17 protein-coding genes are annotated in these 19,741 nt (G+C 41.6%); 8 read left to right on the forward strand and 9 right to left on the reverse strand.

Translation table 11 applies throughout. From position 1 onward, the window contains the following. The first annotated feature begins 264 nt into the window (after positions 1-264). On the forward strand, positions 265-528 hold the full coding sequence (locus tag ACPZ3T_RS28390) for a DUF3146 family protein (protein ID WP_490272766.1): 264 nt from the start codon (positions 265-267) through the stop codon (positions 526-528). Here ACPZ3T_RS28390 and ACPZ3T_RS28395 read toward each other — a convergent pair. The 3 genes from ACPZ3T_RS28395 to ntcA form a co-directional block, all read right to left on the reverse strand. After that, the gene (locus ACPZ3T_RS28395) at positions 525-971 is read right to left on the reverse strand and encodes a pre-16S rRNA-processing nuclease YqgF (protein WP_490272767.1); all 447 of its coding nucleotides are present in this window, start codon (positions 969-971) and stop codon (positions 525-527) included. The genes ACPZ3T_RS28390 and ACPZ3T_RS28395 overlap by 4 nt on opposite strands. A 20-nt stretch (positions 972-991) precedes the next feature. Continuing rightward, positions 992-2,416, reverse strand: coding sequence for a DUF3084 family protein (locus tag ACPZ3T_RS28400; protein WP_490272768.1), 1,425 nt, complete (start codon positions 2,414-2,416; stop codon positions 992-994). A gap of 170 nt (positions 2,417-2,586) precedes the next feature. Continuing rightward, positions 2,587-3,258 carry a global nitrogen regulator NtcA gene (gene ntcA, locus ACPZ3T_RS28405; protein ID WP_017321409.1) on the reverse strand — a complete coding sequence of 224 codons (672 nt, stop codon included), beginning with the start codon at positions 3,256-3,258 and terminating at the stop codon, positions 2,587-2,589. 485 nt (positions 3,259-3,743) lie between these two features. On the opposite strand from ntcA, the gene fabI reads away from it, so the two are divergent. The 5 genes from fabI (at position 3,744) to ACPZ3T_RS28430 (ending at position 9,630) form a co-directional block, all read left to right on the forward strand. After that, entirely contained in the window at positions 3,744-4,520 is a 777-nt protein-coding gene (gene fabI / locus ACPZ3T_RS28410) for an enoyl-ACP reductase FabI (protein WP_490272769.1), read from the forward strand. A gap of 110 nt (positions 4,521-4,630) precedes the next feature. Next, positions 4,631-5,260, forward strand: coding sequence for an imidazoleglycerol-phosphate dehydratase HisB (gene hisB, locus ACPZ3T_RS28415; protein ID WP_490272770.1), 630 nt, complete (start codon positions 4,631-4,633; stop codon positions 5,258-5,260). Positions 5,261-5,380: 120 nt separating this feature from the next. Further along, the gene (locus ACPZ3T_RS28420) at positions 5,381-6,364 is read left to right on the forward strand and encodes an ABC transporter ATP-binding protein (protein WP_490272771.1); all 984 of its coding nucleotides are present in this window, start codon (positions 5,381-5,383) and stop codon (positions 6,362-6,364) included. A gap of 441 nt (positions 6,365-6,805) precedes the next feature. Next, complete coding sequence (locus ACPZ3T_RS28425) at positions 6,806-8,302, forward strand: SLBB domain-containing protein (protein ID WP_490272772.1); 1,497 nt, start codon at positions 6,806-6,808, stop codon at positions 8,300-8,302. Between the two features lie 491 nt (positions 8,303-8,793). Further along, the gene (locus tag ACPZ3T_RS28430) at positions 8,794-9,630 is read left to right on the forward strand and encodes an SPFH domain-containing protein (protein ID WP_490272773.1); all 837 of its coding nucleotides are present in this window, start codon (positions 8,794-8,796) and stop codon (positions 9,628-9,630) included. A 207-nt stretch (positions 9,631-9,837) separates the two neighbouring features. On the opposite strand, the gene folP is transcribed toward ACPZ3T_RS28430, so the two are convergent. Both folP and tpiA read right to left on the reverse strand, forming a co-directional pair. Further along, entirely contained in the window at positions 9,838-10,692 is an 855-nt protein-coding gene (folP, locus tag ACPZ3T_RS28435) for a dihydropteroate synthase (protein WP_490272774.1), read from the reverse strand. A 73-nt stretch (positions 10,693-10,765) separates the two neighbouring features. Next, positions 10,766-11,491 (reverse strand): triose-phosphate isomerase, encoded by a 726-nt coding sequence (gene tpiA / locus ACPZ3T_RS28440; protein ID WP_490277399.1) that lies wholly within the window; start codon positions 11,489-11,491, stop codon positions 10,766-10,768. Between the two features lie 230 nt (positions 11,492-11,721). On the opposite strand from tpiA, the gene ACPZ3T_RS28445 reads away from it, so the two are divergent. Beyond that, a complete protein-coding gene (locus tag ACPZ3T_RS28445) occupies positions 11,722-13,176 on the forward strand; it encodes a GTP-binding protein (RefSeq protein ID WP_490272775.1) in 1,455 nt (484 codons plus the stop codon). Between the two features lie 380 nt (positions 13,177-13,556). Here the strand turns inward: ACPZ3T_RS28445 and ACPZ3T_RS28450 are convergent, their stop codons facing one another. The 4 genes from ACPZ3T_RS28450 to ACPZ3T_RS28465 all read right to left on the reverse strand — a co-directional run bounded on the left by ACPZ3T_RS28450 (position 13,557) and on the right by ACPZ3T_RS28465 (position 18,226). Further along, positions 13,557-13,886, reverse strand: a complete 330-nt coding sequence (locus ACPZ3T_RS28450) for a ribulose bisphosphate carboxylase small subunit (protein ID WP_490272776.1) — start codon at positions 13,884-13,886, stop codon at positions 13,557-13,559. A 44-nt stretch (positions 13,887-13,930) separates the two neighbouring features. After that, positions 13,931-14,338 carry a RuBisCO chaperone RbcX gene (rcbX, locus tag ACPZ3T_RS28455; RefSeq protein ID WP_490272777.1) on the reverse strand — a complete coding sequence of 136 codons (408 nt, stop codon included), beginning with the start codon at positions 14,336-14,338 and terminating at the stop codon, positions 13,931-13,933. A 206-nt stretch (positions 14,339-14,544) separates the two neighbouring features. Continuing rightward, positions 14,545-15,975, reverse strand: coding sequence for a form I ribulose bisphosphate carboxylase large subunit (locus tag ACPZ3T_RS28460; protein WP_490272778.1), 1,431 nt, complete (start codon positions 15,973-15,975; stop codon positions 14,545-14,547). An 829-nt stretch (positions 15,976-16,804) separates the two neighbouring features. Further along, the gene (locus tag ACPZ3T_RS28465) at positions 16,805-18,226 is read right to left on the reverse strand and encodes a hypothetical protein (protein ID WP_490270384.1); all 1,422 of its coding nucleotides are present in this window, start codon (positions 18,224-18,226) and stop codon (positions 16,805-16,807) included. A gap of 358 nt (positions 18,227-18,584) precedes the next feature. Between ACPZ3T_RS28465 and ACPZ3T_RS28470 the strand changes: the two genes are divergently transcribed. Next, the gene (locus ACPZ3T_RS28470; RefSeq protein WP_490272779.1) at positions 18,585-19,661 is read left to right on the forward strand and encodes a ligand-binding sensor domain-containing protein; all 1,077 of its coding nucleotides are present in this window, start codon (positions 18,585-18,587) and stop codon (positions 19,659-19,661) included. The last annotated feature ends 80 nt before the right edge of the window (positions 19,662-19,741 follow it).

The raw sequence follows: 19,741 nt of genomic DNA on the forward strand, positions 1-19,741 counted from the left end.
ATCTAAAATCCGCGATGCCTTTTAGGTAGGCATCGCCGTAAATTTTTTCATTATTGATAATCATAGATTTTTAACAGTGAACGCTGTCAGGACTGATATAGCCATAGCCAGATAGATGATGAAAATAAAAGGCTTTCAAGTCTGTCAACTGTCAACTGTCAACTCCTATACCTAATAACTGATGCAAAAATACTCAGGTTGCTAGTTTGTCGATCGCGGCGAAGTTTGGTAAATAGAATATAGCCTAAATTAACACCAAGCATTGTGAGTGCTAAACGTTTACCAGAAACTACAGCGCACGTCAAAATTACTCGCCAATCCTGGCAACACGGGTTTCTAGAAGGTGAAGTCAGTGCAGGGGATTTTGAGTGGCATTTCCAATGGAATTTTCGCCAGGGAGAGCTTTCTGTCAAGCCTTCTCAGGGGCGTGCTTTAATTAAAGAACCTCTTGGTCGTTTTTTAGAACAGCAAGATTATCAACTAGAACCAGGAGGAGATTATGCTTTTAAAATTCGCGCCCAATTCTAACTATTAACTGATTCGGTAAGTCGGCTTAAATATCTTTCAATTAACAGAATAGCCACAATATCATCTATGGGGCGTGGTGGTTGGCGCATTCCCTGGGGCAGTAGTTTGGTGAGTCCCTTGGGGGGATACATCTGCCAATAGCGATCGCGGGCTTCTAAGGTACTATAACGCTCGTCTACTAAGATAATATTTAATGGTTCTACTAGTTCTTGCTGTAACTGCTGTTTCCAGCGTTTGGCTGTGGTTTGGTTGCCCATCACCAACAAAGAAACAGGAAAGCTTTGACGTAGGATATTAATAGTAGCGATCGCTTCCTGAGAAACTACAACTTGATGGTAGTGTAATTTTCGGTCTAATCCCATCACGGCTAAACCACATTTATCTTTACCGGGATCGAAACCTAAAATAACTGGTTGGGTTGGGGAAAATTCACTAAAATCCATAATGAATCAATTCAAAAGAATTAAGTAGTTAAAACAACCTTGCCATTTTGAATTGCTATGAGTTTGACTCTCAATGGCCCAGCCGTATAAGTATCTTCTGCTGCTATGGCTTTAATTTCTATTGGTTGCTCAAACTGTCTCAATAGAGAAACAAAGCGAATAAATGTACCATCGATTTGTACACTTTCCACAATGCCGGCATTTCTGGCGCGGAATTGGGATGCTGAAATTAATAAGTCTAATCTTTGTCTTAACTGATATGAGGTCATAGTTTTAGAGTCGGCGGTAGTTGTGGCCAAGACCTCACCTTCAGAAAATACTAAAACATTTCTAGCTGTATCAGCGAAAAATTCTATGTGCTTTTCACCCCTGACATAATTACCAGCTGAGAAAATTCTAACTACGTATTCTCGACCATCGCTAATCTGTTTGATCAGCTGCTCAACCCTATCTGGAGTCACACGCAGCAGTTCTGTATTAGTCGCAGTTCCTGGTTCAGCTAATTCGATGCTAGCATTGCGGTTGGCTTCTTGGAGTAGTTGTATGATAATTTGCTTGGCGGTATTGGGTTGGTTCACACGCACTACAGCAGCAGCCAGAACTTGACCCCTGACTAAAGCCAATTTACCTAAGCGTAAGTCACGATATGATTGGTAATATTTTTCTAGTCTTGCTACTTCCTGTTCTAGATAATCTTGTTGTTTTTCCAATTCTTTGAGTAGAGATTCTCGTTTAGCAATTATCTGTTCTCTGTTGTTAATCTCTAGATTACGATTTTGAATGAGTTTATCTAGTTGGGCAATTTTTTGATCCCGTTGTTGTATTGCTTGTTGACGGTTAGTCAATTCCCGATCGCGTTGTTCTATGGCTTGTTGGCGTTTAGCGATTTCCCGATCGCGCTGGGCAATAGCTTGTTGGGCTTCAGCATACAATCGTCTACGCTCTGCCTCTAGTTTAGAAACGGCTATCTGTAGTGCTTTTCTTTGATTGTAAACACTTTGGAGTTCAGTTATGGCTTTTTGATATTGGTTTTGGGTGCGCTGAAGTTTAGTTTGGGTTTGCGCTAAATCTTGTTGGGCTTTAAATTTTTCTTGTTTGGTGGTTTCTAATTCTTGATTGGCTTTGTTGCGTTCAGCCTCTACCTGGCTTTTTTGTTGTTCAGCAACTTTAAGTTGTTCTCGTTTTTGTCTGAGGTCTTGTTGAATATCTTCTAACTCAAACACCCCTTTCCGCAAGCCTTCATCCGCCAGAAATAGAATAGCTAGGGTGGTGGCCGCTGTTAGTACACCACTGACAATAGTGACTACTACGGCGGTATTTTTGGGGCGAAGCTTAAAGAGTGAGAGGCGTGCTTTGCCAACTCTTGTGCCGATGCGATCGCCAACTGTGGCAATTACGCCTCCCAAAATTAAAATTGCTGCAATGAGGATGTAGCCGGTGGTCATCTTCAGCTACCGAATTGTTTCCAGATACAGCCTACTACTTTCAGTCATTATCTGTGGAGGATGGGGGGTTGGCAATAGCTGATCTTACTCAATATTTGAGATTTATTGCCAACTATGAGTGTTATCTACCAAAATATAACACGCCTCATCTCTCCTGACTGCTGTGAATTTTATGTGAACTGTCTGCTGAGAGTCACAGGTTTATGCACAGTAATCTTTTTCTTGTGGATAGAAATCATTTTTTTCTCGCGCAGATCCCCTAGTAATCTGGTGACTGTGACGCGGGTAGAACCAATTGCTTCTGCGATCGCTTGATGAGATAATTTCAAATCAATTGTGATCCCGTCTGCACAAGGAATCCCAAAATCACGGCAGAGAATCAACAGAAAACTGATCAATCTCGAACCCATATCTCTATGGGCTAAGGTTTCAATCATCATCTCTGTTTGCAAAATCCGCGAAGATAAACCCCGCAGCATCAACATAGATAGTTCAGGATTTTCTTTGAGGGCTTGCTCGACTTGTTCAATGGGTGCAGACAGCAATTCTACCGGGGTAAATGCCACCGCATGGTAAAACCGATCAGACTTATTACCTGTTAACAGAGACAGCACACCAAAAACGCTATTTTCCCGCAGTAGTGCGACTGTAATTTCTTCTCCTGCCTCATACACCCTGGAAAGTTTGACTGCGCCTTTCAAAAGAAAATAAACTCGTTCAGCAGGATCGCCCGGAAAAAAGATCGTTTTATTGCGTTCAAACGTTTCGACAACTGGCGGAAAAGCTCCAGTTGCCATCTGGCGAAAAACATTTGCTAGGGCCTTATCTTGTGTCACGATCATCTCCCTTCCCCTACCCAATGCCGGAATAAAAAAAAGTAAAAACTAATTACCTAAGAATACAGCTGAAAAATCAATAAAGCACCGTTAATCCGGCTGTACTTTCCTATACTCAAACCCATAACTTCATAGCTATTTGTTTATAATGATACCTAATTTTGGCAATTTTTAGCCAGCAATTCTTGATAGATACTTCTACTTAATAGAACTATCAGGTTTTTCATCTAAAAACTTAAGTAATCTTGAAAATATCTTAAGGAATAATATGTATTTTAAATCTCAAAAACGCCATTCCTAATCATCATTTTTGCTCATCCTGTATAAAAACAAGACAAACACGCCCCAGATTCTAGTATGCTCATGAAGACAGGAGACAGGGCGCAGGAGACAGAAGGTAAAGGGGAAAAGGAAAATCAAAAATCATACCCAGTCCCCAATCCCCAGTCCCCAGTCCCTCATTTCATCAATCGTTCACATCAAAGGTTTCTATGCTGAATCTGAATGGAAAAAACGCTCTGGTGACAGGTATTGCCAATAATCGCTCTATTGCTTGGGGGATTGCCCAACAACTACACGCCGCCGGAGCAAATCTCGGCATTACCTATCTACCAGACGACAAGGGGAAAATGGAGAAGAAGGTTGCTGAACTAGTAGAACCTCTCAACCCCAGCTTATTTCTTCCCTGTAATGTCCAAAACGACGAACAGATTCAATCTACCTTTGAGACTATCCGCGATAAATGGGGCAGGCTAGATATTTTGATTCATTGTCTAGCTTTTGCTAACAAAGATGATTTAAGTGGAGGTTTTAGCCAAACTTCCCGTACTGGCTTTGCTACAGCTTTAGAAATTAGCACCTATTCACTTGTACAACTAAGTGGTGCAGCTAAACCCTTAATGACGGAAGGCGGAAGTATCATTACCTTGACATATTTGGGTGGTGTGAGGGCAGTTCCCAACTATAACGTTATGGGTGTGGCGAAGGCTGGGTTAGAAGCTAGTGTACGTTATTTAGCATCGGAACTCGGCCCCGAAAATATTCGTGTCAATGCCATTTCTGCCGGGCCAATTCGCACTTTAGCCTCTAGTGCCGTGGGTGGTATTTTAGATATGATTCACCATGTTGAAGCAGTTGCGCCATTGCGTCGTACTGTCACTCAATTAGAAGTAGGTAACACAGCAGCTTTCTTGGCTAGTGACTTGTCAAGTGGTATTACCGGACAAGTGATTTACGTTGATTCAGGATATGAAATTATGGGAATGTAAAAAAAGTCAAAGGTAAAAAGTAAAAAAACAAAAGAAAATAAAAGAATCTTTTAATTTTTACTTTTTGCATCCGCAACCCCCAATCCCCAGTCCCCAGTCCCTACATCTCTATGAAAATCAACGATTATCCCCAAGTTAATTTCTCCTCAACTGCTCGCATTGCCTCAGTACATCGCACTACTGGTGAAACTGATGTGCAAGTTACCATCAATTTAGATGGTAGTGGTGTTTGCCATGCCGAAACGGGTATTCCGTTTTTGAATCATATGCTGCATCAAATTGCTTCCCACGGCTTGATTGATTTGGATGTCAAAGCCACAGGAGACTGGGAGATTGATGATCACCACACTAATGAAGATGTGGGTATTACCCTCGGTCAAGCTTTACACAAAGCCTTGGGTGATAGAAAAGGTATTGTTCGCTTTGGTAATTTTTTAGCTCCTTTAGATGAAGCTTTAGTACAAGTAGCACTAGACTTTTCTGGTCGTCCTCATCTCAGTTATGGTTTAACAATTCCTACTGAACGGGTGGGTACTTATGACACGCAATTAGTACGGGAATTTTTTGTGGCGTTAGTCAACCATAGTCAAATGACGCTGCACATTCGCCAGTTAGATGGGATAAATTCTCACCATATTATTGAGGCGACGTTTAAAGCCTTCGCCAGAGCAGTACGCATGGCTGTCGAAGTTGATTCTCGTCGTGCTGGAACTATTCCCAGTTCTAAGGGTGTGCTTTGAACTCTCCTGGAGTTATCAGTTAACTCCTTTGCCAAAATTTGCAACAATTAACACATTTGTAGGCGATCGCGGTTATCCTATTGGGTAACTTGTAACCAATGCTGTGTTAATTAAACTGAGATGAAGTCTGTTCAAGACAATGCTGATGCTCAACTGGCTACAACAGATACCCCTGCGGTCATTATTACTTCTGAGTTACGAAAGGTCTATCGTACTGGCTTTTGGATGAATCAAAAAGTTGTCTCCCTCAAAGGCTGTTCGTTAACGGTTTATCAGGGGGAAACTTTTGGGTTATTGGGGCCGAATGGTGCAGGTAAAACTACTCTGTTAAAGTTATTACTAGGGATTATTCGCCCTACATCTGGGAAAGGTTTATTATTAGGTGAACCTTTAGGCGATCGCTCCATTAAGCAACGCATTGGCTACTTAAGTGAAAACCCTTACTTGTATGAGTATCTTACGGGTTGGGAGTTTTTGCAGTTAGCTGCGGGTTTATTCCAAATTCCCGTTCGTGTGCAACGCCAAAGGATTCCCGAACTACTAGATTTAGTGGGGTTATCCCTAGCTGATGCACGCAAAAAACAAATGCGTCGTTACTCCAAAGGGATGTTACAACGTGTGGGAATGGCACAGGCATTAATTAACGATCCCGAATTAATCTTTCTCGATGAACCGATGTCGGGACTCGATCCCCTGGGACGCTATCGGATGCGGGAAATAATCCTATCATTAAAAGCTGCCGGCAAGACAATTTTTTTTAATAGCCATATTCTCAGTGAAGTAGAACAAATTTGCGATCGCATCGCCATTCTTGCCCAAGGCGAATTAATCTGCATCGGTTCGCTAACAGAATTATTAGGCAGAGATGAAATATATCATATCAAAGGTGAAGGGGGTGATTTGGCAATCCTCAAAAAATGGCTACCAAGTATAGTGTTTGAACCGGACGGTACTTGGCACGGTACACTACAAGCTGATTACTATGATTTTCTAGGTAGTTTGCGGTTGATGGGGGGCAAAGTTATTTCTATACATTTATCTCGGCAATCTTTAGAAGAATTTTTTATTCAACAGATCAGTCAACTAAATCACTTTGTTAACTAGTAAATATTCACCCACTTTAAGATACTGTTTTGAATCCATCGCAATCCGAGAAAACAAGGTTTATTATTTTCTTGAATTGTACTACCATGCTCTATATTTATTTTCCAGATTCATGGAAATATATAACTTTAGATAGGTTAACAATTGAGTAATTAACCATATGATGTTTCTCACTTTATTATTAGGGATTTCAGTAATTTTAGATACCACTTTTAGTACCACATAAAATCTAGCCACATTGCCGATAAAATCTAGTATTTCCAGCAGGTTATCTGGCAGCTAAGTTTACTATAAATTAGTAAATCACACCAAATATTTTCCGGGAAAGATAGATTTTTCAGGAAAATAAGATTGTCGGGAAACCTAAATACTTAAGTATAGTCAAGATTAAAATGTTTAGACAATACTTTACCACTTGTAGTCTCAGAGTTTAAGGTAAATATGGTTAACAGAGGTTCGCTGAAATTTATAACCCAGTCAGCTGTGGGTGCAGCTTTATTAACAGCTGTTCATCTCATTTTGCCGTCTGCTAGTTTAGCTCAGGGACAATCAGTATCTCCTAATTCACAAACAGTACCTGCAACCAGAGCGCAAGTATTTCCTAATTCCCAACCAGTATCTCCGCCAGTACAACAACCAGATACTAATTATTTATTGGGAGGCGGAGACCTGATTCGTGTCAATGTTTTTGAAGTACCAGAATATACTGGAGAATACCAAATTCCTCCCGGTGGAGCTATTAACCTGCCTTTAATTGGTAGTGTTTCTGTTCAGGGATTGAGTACTGAACAAGCTGCTGATATCATCACCGAAAAATATCGCAAGTTTCTCAAACGTCCTCAAATTTCTATTAATCTTTTATCTCCCCGTCCTATTAATATTCTGGTGGCTGGGGAAGTAACCCGTCCCGGTGCTTACACTTTAAGTTTGCAAGGCGGTGCAGGTAATAATCCGGGGGTACAATACCCAACTGTTTTAGCTGCATTAACTACAGCACAAGGGGTAACTTTAGCCGCCGATGTCACCCAAGTCAAACTCAGACGGAAAATAGGACGCTCTGGTGAGCAAGTGGTAACTCTCAATCTCAAGGATCTGATCGAAACAGGGAATACTGCTCAAGATATTACTTTACGGGATGGCGATGTCATTGTTGTGCCAACAGCCACCTCCTTTAATGTGGCAGAAGCGCGGAATCTGTTTGCTGCTAACTTTGCTGCTAGCCAAACCGCACCCCGCACAGTGGCAATTATTGGTGAAGTCTATCGTCCCGGTTCTTACCTAGTTTCCGCAGGCTCAACCGATGCACAAAATGGCGGTGCAGCAGGCTCTGGCTTACCTAATGTGACACGAGCCATTCAATTAGCGGGGGGGATTACATCCCAAGCCGATATTCGCAATATTAAGCTACGCCGACCCACCAGAACAGGTTCAGAACAAACTGTAGATATTAATCTCTGGGAATTGTTAAAAAATGGTGATGTCAATCAAGACATCATTGTCCAGGATGGAGACACAATTGTTGTGCCGACGGCTACAGAACTGACTCCAGCAGAAGCTACGCAATTAGCAACTACAACTTTGTCTCCTGCTAGAATCCAAGTTGGGGTAGTAGGTGAAGTTAAACAACCAGGAGCAGTACAACTGCAACCGAATAGTTCATTAAACCAAGCTCTGTTGGCGGCTGGTGGGTTTAATGACGCTAGAGCGCGGACAGGGAGTGTAGAGTTAATTCGTTTGAATCCTAATGGCTCAGTCACCAAGCGCGAGATTAAAGTTGATTTCAGTCAAGGAATTAACGATAAAACTAATCCCATTCTCCACAATAATGATGTTGTAGTGGTTAATCGCTCTGGTATTGCCAGAACTACTGATAGTCTGAGCATCGTAGCCGGGCCTTTAGGTATTATCGTGAATATGTTGAGATTGTTTGGATTGTAAGTTTAGATACAATTACTCCTTGGGGACGCAAGTTAATTCTTGTTGTCCCCAAATTTTTTTGGAACTAATCCGAGTGCGATCGCTGATCATTAAATATATAAGTAGGGTGTGTGACGCTGGGAAAGTATTGGAACGTAGTCATGAGACTTATCGCGTCACGCACCAACCATCCATTGTAATAATTAAATAGGCTTTGCTGAAAAAGTTCTTTGGTGGAGGTAGGGTTGGAGGAAGAATTTCACCCCTATTTTTGCCGTTTTTTTGGATTCCCATAAATTGGATACTCACAGATATATGCCAAGGTAAACAAAAATCTCTCGACATCGAGTTTAATTGTGCTTTACTGTGATTACGTTAATATAACTATAATTATTGACTACTGAGTTGATAAAGTTACAAGTTACAAACTGAAAACATTAGACTCAAATGTAAAACATGGTAGTACCATGTGCTTTAAACTAAAATCTCCTTAAAAGCCAGTAGGAGCATATATGGAGCCAATTATTGCTGTAGTCTTAGCACTTATAGCCTATGCTTTGGGATCTGCCAAAATTATCAACGAAGGGAATGCCGCCTTGGTTGAACGGTTGGGACGAAAACATCGTACTTTGACACCAGGGTTAAACTTTGTTGTCCCTCTGGTTGATCAAATTGTCATGGAAGATACTACGCGCGAACAGTTCATAGATATTAAGCCACAAAACGTCATCACTAAGGATAATATCTACTTAGAAGTTGATGCTGTAGTGTTCTGGCGCATCAAAGACATTGAGAAAAGCTTTTATGCGATTGAAGATTTACAAGGGTCACTTACACAGTTAGCAACGACTACACTACGAGAAATTATTGCTCAGAATACTGTAGAAGAAACGAATATCTCAAGGGCAGAGATGGATAAAGCCATCTTAGACCAGTTGAACAGGACAACACTAGACTGGGGAGTTGAGATTATCCGCTTAGATATCCAAAGAATTACACCACCGGACAGTGTACTTAAGTCAATGGAAGAGGAGCGAGCGGCGGAAATTAAAAAACGCGCCTTGATTACTGAAGCAGAAGCTGAGAGAGAAGCCTCCATTAAGAAAGCAGAAGGAACTATGAGTTCCATACAGATAATTGCTGAAGGATTACGTAACAATCCTGAAACCAAGGAAATTTTGCGGTATTTAGTGGCGCAAGATTATATTAATGCTAGCTATAGGTTGGGAGAAAGTCCAAATGCCAAAGTTGTGTTTGTAGATCCCGGTAAATCAGGGGAGTTAATGAAAGAGGTGATTGCTGAGGCAGTTACTACTGAGGGTAATGGTAAAAATACTGAACATGGGTAAGTTGCTTTAGGAATAGGGATTGGTGATGTGTCTAATATCCTGTTCGGTGAAAGACTTATAATTAGAAGCTCAAGGGAACAGGGAGAAAGAAATAGTTTGTCTGTTTCTGCACAGTTCAGAGAATTATTACTAATTATCCGAACTAGATATTAAGATAGATGGTCTGGTGTTGCTTGATACTAGCCACGCTGAAGATACAACACCCTTTTATTCCCTATCCCCTTTCTCACCTCGATATATAGCATCAGCAACTAAAGATACATCGCGCATGGCTTGAATATCGTGAACTCGGAGGATATCAGCACCATTGCAAATAGCTGCACAACAGGCCGCAGCCGTTCCCCAAACTCTGGCCTTTGGGTCTGGTTGGTTTAAAATCCGACCAATAAAACTTTTGCGAGATACTCCCACCAAGATAGGACAATTTAGCGATCGCAATGAACCCAAGCGGCGCAAAATTTCTAGATTTTGTTCATAATTCTTAGCAAAACCAATACCAGGGTCAATGATAATTTTTTCTGGCTCAAGACCCAAATCTGTGGCTAATGCAATTTGTTGAGCTAAAAAACTAGAAATTTCTCCGATTAAATCTTGATACTCTGTCATTTGTTGCATCGTTTGGGGTGTTCCTCGGATGTGCATCAACACAATTGGCACACCTAAACTAGCTACTGTGGGCAACATTTGGGGGTCAAATATGCCACCAGAAATATCATTAATGATATCTGCGCCAGCTTGTATGGCAGCTTTAGCAACAGTTGCTCTAGTTGTATCTACTGAAATGGGTACAGAAATTTTTGGTCTTAAAACCTCTAAGATGGGCAGTACCCGATTTAGTTCTACTTCTAGGCTGATTTGCTCTGCGCCTGGTCTAGTTGATTGCCCACCGACATCAATGATATCCGCACCAGCCGCTACCAAGTCCTCCGCTTGAGATAGAGCGGCCGCAGTACTATTAAATTGACCACCATCACTAAAACTATCAGGGGTTACATTTAGTACACCCATTAAATAAGTACGCTGTCCCCAATCGAAACAGCGATCGCGTATTATTAAACTCATAACTCAATAGTCAAAAAAGTCCACAGTCAACAGTGATTTAAACACAAACTATTGACTATAGACTGTTGATTTTTTAATGATAGTTAACAATCCGGGCGAAACTCTCAGCTTCTAGACTTGCCCCTCCTACTAGTACACCATCAATTTCTGGTTGAGCCATAATCTCATCGATGTTATTTGGCTTCACTGAACCACCATATTGAATTGGGACATCAGGATTTTTTAATTGGCTGCGAATCAAGCCAATAACTCGGTTGGCTTCTTTGGCTTCGCAAGTGTCGCCAGTACCAATTGCCCAAATTGGTTCATAAGCTATCACTAAGTTATGCTGATCAACATCTACTAAGTCTTTTTCTAGTTGGCTAGTAATGAGTGATTCAGTTTCCTTGTTGTCTCGTTGCTGCTTAGTTTCCCCTACACAAAGAATCGGGGTTAAACCATACTTTTGGGCAGCTTTCAGGCGCAAGTTTACAGTTTCGTCGGTTTCACCAAAGAATTGCCGTCTTTCACTATGACCGACAATTACATAACGTACACCCAACTCTACCAACATGGGGCCAGAAATTTCACCAGTGTACGCGCCACTTTCCTCCCAGTGGACATTTTGCGCTCCCAATTGTACAAGGCTACCATGTAAACTCTTAGATAAAACGCTCAGGTCAGTGAACGGAGGACATAAAACTACTTCCCTTGCGGAAGGTGTTTCTTGTAAGGACGGCAGAAACCCTGTCAAAAACTCTTGTGTTTCTGCCTGGGTTTTGAACATTTTCCAGTTACCGGCAATAACGATTTTTCGCACAGGTGATTTAGTCAAGTTCTTAACGCTACTAGATGCACTTTTCACTGTACTACTTTTTATGACCCACCCTGTCTATAAATTCTGAAAACTAGACTATTGAGATTCAGAAGGGGGTAGGGTGTGGGGTGTAGATAGTGAAAGCTGTTTGAAATCTCCCTCAGTCCCCTACCTGCATAGACTAGGATCAAAGAAGATTTAATTGTGAATTTTTCAATTCGGAGTGCAGTAACGTGACTTCCATATTGCCCGAACCGCATCACAGCGACTCACCTAACTGGGAGGAAGAACTAGATAGTGCCATTTTTAGCTTTGAAGATATTCAAGCGGAATTAAACTATAAGCAAGCACAAACTGCACTACGTAACTTAGTCACTAATCTTGACCTCCGACCCCAAGAAAAAGCCGGTTTAGAGTCAGAAATCACCGATTTGGAAACCATGCTGGGGAAATTAGACCGTATGGTAGTCCAGATTGCCGCTTTTGGCATGGTGGGACGGGGTAAATCTTCCTTGTTAAATGCTTTGGTGGGTCAATCAGTATTTGAAACTGGCCCTTTGCATGGTGTCACCCGTGCGGCGCAAAGTGTGAATTGGAGTATTAGCGAGGAAGCCATTGGAGAAACAGAACGTGCCTTCAGGGTGACTTTACCTGCTGTTGGTAAATCACAGGTGGAATTAATCGACACCCCAGGTTTAGACGAAATCGATGGGGAAACTCGGACAGTCTTAGCCGAACAAATTGCCAAACAGGCGGATTTGATTCTATTTGTGATTGCAGGTGACATGACCAAGGTGGAGCATGAAGCGTTATCTCAATTGCGGGAAGCTGGTAAACCTATCATCCTGGTATTCAATAAAGTAGACCAATATCCAGAAACCGATCGCCTAGCAATTTACCACAAAATCCGGGATGAAAGGGTGCGGGAGTTACTCACACCCCTAGAAATTGTCATGGCGGCTGCATCTCCACTGGTGAAAACAGCAGTCTATCGTGCTGATGGCAGCAGGGGTATACAATTGCGTGCAGGTACGGCTCAAGTGGAAGAGTTGAAGCTGAAAATTTTAGAGATTTTGCAGCGTGAGGGCAAAGCTTTAGTGGCACTGAACACGATGCTGTATGCCGATACGGTAAATGAGCAATTAGTGCAGCGTAAGTTAATGATTCGAGAGGTGAGTGCGAATCAGTTAATTTGGAAGGCTGTCATGACGAAAGCTTTGGCGATCGCTCTCAATCCGGTTACAGTAGTGGATATATTGAGTAGTATTGTGATTGATATTACTCTAATTTTAGGTTTATCTAAACTTTACGGCATCCCCATGACCGAAGCAGGGGCGGTACAATTACTCCAAAAAATCGCTATCAGTATGGGTGGTATCGGTGTCAGTGAATTATTAGCCAATTTGGGCTTGAGTGGTCTAAAAACTTTATTAGGTATCTCTACATCAGCCACAGGAGGTATTGCCCTTGGCCCCTATATCTCGGTTGCACTCACTCAAGCTGGAGTAGCTGGTGTCTCCTCCTATGGTATTGGACAAGTGACTAAGGTTTATTTAGCTAATGGCGCAACTTGGGGGCCTGATGGGCCAAAAGCTGTCATCAATCGCATTTTGTCCACCCTTGATGAAACTTCAATTCTCAACCGTATCAAAGATGAATTACTACACAAAGTCAAGTTCAAAAATTAAGGTACTTCCAGATAAAACAATATCGAAACTGTAGGGTGTGTCAGTGCGATAGAACCTAACTATACTCAGAAGTTATTCATACTGACGCACCCTACCCGACCATTAATTTTGCATAATTTATTGTTTGGTGTTTCTTAAGCAGTTAAGTAGAACGACTTGAAAAAATCAAACTATGTAAAGTAATGTAAAAAAGTTGCATTTAGTTCGTAGTAAGGACTTTAGTCCTCTCATAAGGACTAAAGTCCTTACTACGAACCTTTCTGATTTGTGATTTATATTTATCGTTCACAAAACTTCCTTTTTAACTACTACCCAAACAATAAAAGAGAGGTAAAATTATCTACCTCTCTTTTGATGAATTATTTAAACCAAATCAGCTTTTAGTATCTGCTGGGTTTGTGAACGATAAAGCTGAGAACTTGGCACTGCTTAATGTTGTCAAAACCTACAACACGGATGTAGCAGTTACCGTACTGAGAACGGCAAGATTGAACTTCGCCGAGAACTTCTTGGGTAGATTTTGCACCGAACAAAGGCAATTTCCACATTGTCCAGAAAAGTTCGGTAGGCTCAGAAGTTTCGTTAAATTCAACGGCTGGAATGTAACCTTGATTCAGAATGTACTGAACCTGTTTAGCGATTTGAGCGTCGGTGAGGGGGGGAAGATAAGACAGGGTTTCGTAACGACGCTCTTTTGGTAAAGTTTGCATGGCTGTTGATAATAGGTGGCGATTTTTTAAACTACTTTGACCAACTAAGTGGATAAGTTATCCAAATTCGGATCTGAGTTGGTGGGCTGTTCTGCTTGTGGACTGGGTTGGTATGTGTCTATGCGTGTGATGCGCTCTAGATGCTGGCGACGTTTTTCGATGTTGGCTTTTTGAATGCCAGTCAGAACCATTTCCGGTAAAAATTCTGTAACTTCCTCAGCAATATGTTCTCTGACAGTCATAATTCGTAATGCCAAATCTGGCTGTTCACGAAAAAGCTGTTCAATGTATGCTTCTCCGTCCTGAATTTTACCTGCGGAAAAGTTTTGCAGCCAATGAGCCAACGGAGGATTAGTTTCGCTCAGCTGTGCCAAAACAGTCCTTAGTGCCTGATATGTCAGGTAACTTTGGAGAGTCTTGGCTGTGTCTTTCGCAATTTGCTTGAGATCCATGCTTGACCCAGCCCAAATTTAAGTAAAAAGTCAAAAGTAAAAAGTTAGCCACTACGTTGGTGAGGTAGTGCGATCTTGGGGGTTTCCCCCATGAGCAACTACCGCAAGGGTTTCCCGGCTTTTAGCAAGTGGCAAACCCCGAAGGGGTAAAAAGAAGGATTGAAAATTTTCTTTTACCTTTTCACTTTTTACCTTTTACTCGATGATCAGACGGTATCCATTGCCTCAAACTCGAACTTGATTTCTTTCCACAGTTCGCAAGCAACGGCTAGTTCAGGAGACCATTTAGCAGCTTCACGGATAACGTCGTTACCTTCACGAGCCAAGTTACGGCCTTCGTTACGAGCTTGGATACAAGCTTCTAAGGCTACGCGGTTAGCGGTTGCACCAGGAGCGTTACCCCAGGGGTGTCCGAGTGTACCACCACCGAATTGTAATACGGAGTCGTCACCGAAGATTTCTACTAGTGCGGGCATATGCCATACGTGGATACCACCGGAAGCCACAGCCATTACACCAGGCATGGAAGCCCAATCTTGGGTGAAGTAGATACCACGAGATTTGTCTTGCTCAACGTAGTTTTCACGCAACAGGTCAACGAAGCCCATTGTGATACCGCGTTCACCTTCGAGTTTACCAACGACTGTACCGGTGTGGATGTGGTCACCACCAGACATCCGTAGGGTTTTAGCCAATACGCGGAAGTGGATACCGTGGTTCTTTTGACGGTCGATAACGGCGTGCATCGCGCGGTGGATGTGGAGCAACAAACCGTTGTCACGACACCAACGAGCCAAGGTTGTGTTCGCGGTGAAACCTGCGGTGAGGTAGTCGTGCATGATGATGGGCATATTGAGTTCTTTAGCGTACTCAGCCCGTTTGAGCATTTCTTCACAGGTAGGAGCGGTTACGTTCAGGTAGTGACCTTTGATTTCACCGGTTTCTGCTTGTGCTTTGTGGATGGCTTCTGCTACAAACAAGAAGCGATCGCGCCAACGTTGGAAAGGTGCAGAGTTAATGTTTTCGTCGTCTTTGGTGAAGTCCAAACCACCACGTAAACATTCGTATACAGCACGTCCGTAGTTCTTAGCAGACAAACCTAGTTTGGGTTTGATTGTACAACCCAACAAAGGACGACCGTATTTGTTTAATTTGTCACGCTCAACTTGGATACCGTGGGGAGGGCCTTGGAAGGTCTTCAGGTATGCTACAGGAATCCGTAAGTCTTCTAGACGCAATGCCCGCAACGCTTTAAAGCCGAATACGTTACCTACAATAGAGGTCAACATATTGGTTACAGATCCTTCTTCAAACAAATCCAAAGGATATGCAACGTAAGCAATATATTGGTTGTCTTCGCCTGGAACTGCTTCGATATCGTAGCAACGACCTTTGTAGCGATCTAGGTCAGTCAATAAGTCTGTCCATACAGTTGTCCAAGTACCAGTGGAAGACTCAGCCGCTACAGCAGCACCTGCTTCTTCTGGTGGCACTCCGGGCTGAGGAGTCATTCGGAAGGCAGCAAGAATATCTGTATCTTTAGGTGTGTAATCAGGTGTGTAATAAGTTAGTCTGTAATCTTTAACCCCGGCTTGATACCCAGACTTTGCCTGAGTCTTCGTTTGAGCGTACGACATATTTATCCTTCCAAGATGTCACTCTTTTTACTTATCAAATCACGTTTTGTGTAGATTTTGCTCACCTTCGCTCTATCTCACTATCAGCAAGGACAAAAACAGGAAAATTTTTTTCGCTAATCGCTACCTTCGCGCTAGGCCGAAAGTATCAGTCATATCCCTGAATCCCAGATTACTTAGGAAATTGGGCTAGTTTTCACGATTTTCCGCCCATAGTTTCCTGATGTCTTCCTGATTTATGGGAAACATTGAACAGGAGAGGGTTTGCTGGATGTAATATCCAGTAGAGTGATGAGCGAACGATCAAAATTGCACACCGCGTAATTTGTAACTTGTTTCACAATATATCAAGAAATTGCATAAGTTAAACTTTGAAAGTTTTTAACTTATTTATTTGAATTTGTTATTACATAAATATTTAAACCTTTTGTTACAATCACTTTACAAAAGTATTCTTTAGTTGTAGAGAGTGCTGTTAGCAGTAGCGGGGCGTTTAGTTGCTACTGACTATTGACTTTATCTCTCCCTACACCCCTATACCCCTATACCCCTATACCCCTACACTAGGCTGTTGACTCTGTACCTTTTTTGGGATTTTGTCCATGCAAAAAATGTGCGTAGTTACGATGGCTGAAACTGTGTTTTGAGAAGGCTTTGAGGCACAAATTAAACATCGCGTACAAAATTACTAAAAACCGCCCAAATTTCAACAAAGTCAACAGCCTACCCCTACACCCCTATACCCCTACACCCCTACACCCCTATACCCCTACACCCCTACACCCCTACACTAGGCTGTTGACTCTGTACTTTTTTTAGGGGTAAAAGTTCATGCAGTTTCTGTGTCTTCGTAATCAGGAGAAAATAATATTTTTCGTTTCGAGAGCGAAGACTGACCAAAAACCTGAAGAAACCATGCTTCAACATCAGCAAAGCTAATATTTAAAAGTGCATTTTTAACAACAGTAGTTGTTAAATCCATAGTCGATAGACATATGGTTAGTAGCATTTGACTGATTTCTTTAAATGGACAGCGAGCAGAAAATTGCTTGTATTTTCCAAAGAGTGATTCAATAACATCAGAAGTAGCCAAAAAAGTACCTTCATGCTTGATTTTGTTACATTGAACAGCTAGATAACCCAAAATATCTTGCTGAAGCTTCTGGAGACAATTATCATCATAATTATCTTGATTATTTGCGAAATGCACAAGAGAATCATGATTGATTCCTGATTGTTTAAGCTCAGTTTCGATACGGCGTGTTAGCAATACCATTTGATTCCATTTAATTAAATCTGATTGATAATCATTTAACCACCCCAACTTATCTCTGACTTTTTGATAAATCACTGTGGGGGCAATATCTGGAATCAGGCTAATTAGAGTTTCCACTGATGAGTTTAATAACTTAATTCCCCAATTAGTTAGCCTTTCAATATTAAAATAACGACATTGAGAACGCTGTGATGGCGGAGCTAAAAAAGATAATTCTGTTTGCTGTAATTGCTGCCTACATATGCTACACTTTTGGATAAATGATTGATATCTCTTATCTGATTCTAATTGATATTTTAATAGTAATGCCATTGCGTGAGTCACATCATGCGTATAAATTACCTCTGGATTATTTTCTTGATATAGCTTGATTCCACGCGCTAGGTCACTACTATTATCTGCAACGATTTGTCTTGGTACTCCCACCCTTTGGCTAATTTTATCTAATTGCTTTTCTATGATTTCTCCTTTGGTAGACTCCATTATTTCTATTGCTAGTATTTCTACGTCTTTATGTGATAATCCCCTCTTTTCCTCAATTACATTTGATAATAAGTATTCCTGTGACACCCCTAGCACAACTAAAGCTTTATGTTTTCCCAATGCTAAAGTAAAATCCACAATGTAAATCCAATCCCTGCGATACTCTTTTTCTCTTTTTAACTCATATATTGCTATTCTTCCTAACCATTTTCTAATACAGCTAAAGCTAGGAGTTGCCTGTGATTCACAATCATTAAATAATTCAAAAACTTTCTCTACACCTCTAAAACTAATCCCACTGTTGATTAACAAATGTATCGCTTGCTGAATTGTTTTTACATCATAATAGTGACCCTTAATCTTTAAGTCTGTTTCACCCATCTCCGATTCTATGTCGGCTGATTGGTTTTCGATTTCTGCTTTTTTTCGCTCTCCTCCTCCAACTTCAGTTTTTTTAACCTTGCTTCTGCCGCCATCGCACGCTTTTTCCACTTCTCTCTCGAATCCGTTAAGTCTCTCACTTTTATTTCTAAAGCTCTGATTTGCTTCTGTTTTACGACCGCCTTCTCTTTCCAGTTTTCTCTACCTTTCTTGAACAATCTCGCTAATCTACTCACTGGGCTTTTAAACTCTTGCATAGACTTTGACTTTGCTGGATTTTTCCGACACAATTATTGTATGAACTAATTCTGCCTTAAAACCGACAAAGTCAACAGCCTACCCCTACACCCCTACACCTGATTTTCTTACTCTTATTCTGTTGCAAAACTACCAACTGCGGGAAAACTGAGATTAATTGTTAGCCAGTCTAGGTGATGGCTATAAATAGTGTCTTAGAGGAAATTTCGCCGTGGTATTACGTTACAAAGGGACTCAGTTACTAATTACTGCTATATTTTTCAGTTTGATGGTTGTGCCGAACATTGGGGTGAAAGCACAAACGACTCCTCAAGTTGATGCTTCTGAATTGTCCCCCGCTTATCCTGCAACTGCCCCACCCTCACGAGTAGCCCCCTTACCTGATGAACGGGAAATACAAGAGGGTTTGTTAGAAATTGACTATCGTGTCAGCAACTTACTAGCAGATTTTGGGGGTAATCTTTGGGTAGGTTCTTGGCGAGGACTATCTCACATTGACTCGAAAACAGGGAAAATTTTAGCGCGTGTTAGCCTACCGAATACGGCTATTGGTGCTTTAGCCCAAGATAAAGTAGGAAGATTATGGGTAGGAACTTATGAAGGATTAATCCGAGTAGAACCACGCACCAATAAAATTACAGCACAGAATTTATTTTTGCCTTCCAAACGGGTTTTGTCATTGCTTGTTGACAAGCGGGGTTATTTGTGGACGGGGACTGACAATGGTTTAGCTTTAATTAGTCCCGACCAAGGTTTAATTATGACTACGGTGAAGAATTTGCCTGGTGTAAGTGCTAACACTCTGACTTTAGATGCTGATGGTCAATTGTGGGTGGGGACGTTGGATGGTTTGGTTAGAGTTAATACTGCCAGTGCGTTGATTATGAAGCGCATCAACGATTTACCAGGTACGACAGTACAAGCTTTAGCTATTAGTCCACAAGGTTTAATTTGGGCGGGAATGCCCAATAATTTACTAGTAATTAACCCGAAAAATGGCATCGTTTTACGTTCTGTAACTCGTTTACGAGGCAGGAATGTAACTGCAATTCGTTTTGCCAAAGATGGTAGTGTGTGGGTAGGGACTCACAATGGTTTGTTACGATTAAATCCAAATACAGGGGCGGTTTTAGATGAGGTAGCGGGACTTCCCTCTAGTCGAGTGCTAGCAATTGTACCCGATGTTGCCAATAAATTATGGATTGGGACAACTGAAGGACTAGCTTGGTTAATGCCGACAATGCAAACTGCCAAACCTCATCTAGCTTTCAGTCGTGCTGTTAAATAATCCAAAATGATCATAAGTGAGCTAGGGCGTTAGCGACTGGCGAACCCGAAAGGTGACAGGTGATACTTTTCTCCTGTAAC

The organism is Aliinostoc maniaoense (assembly GCF_058172895.1).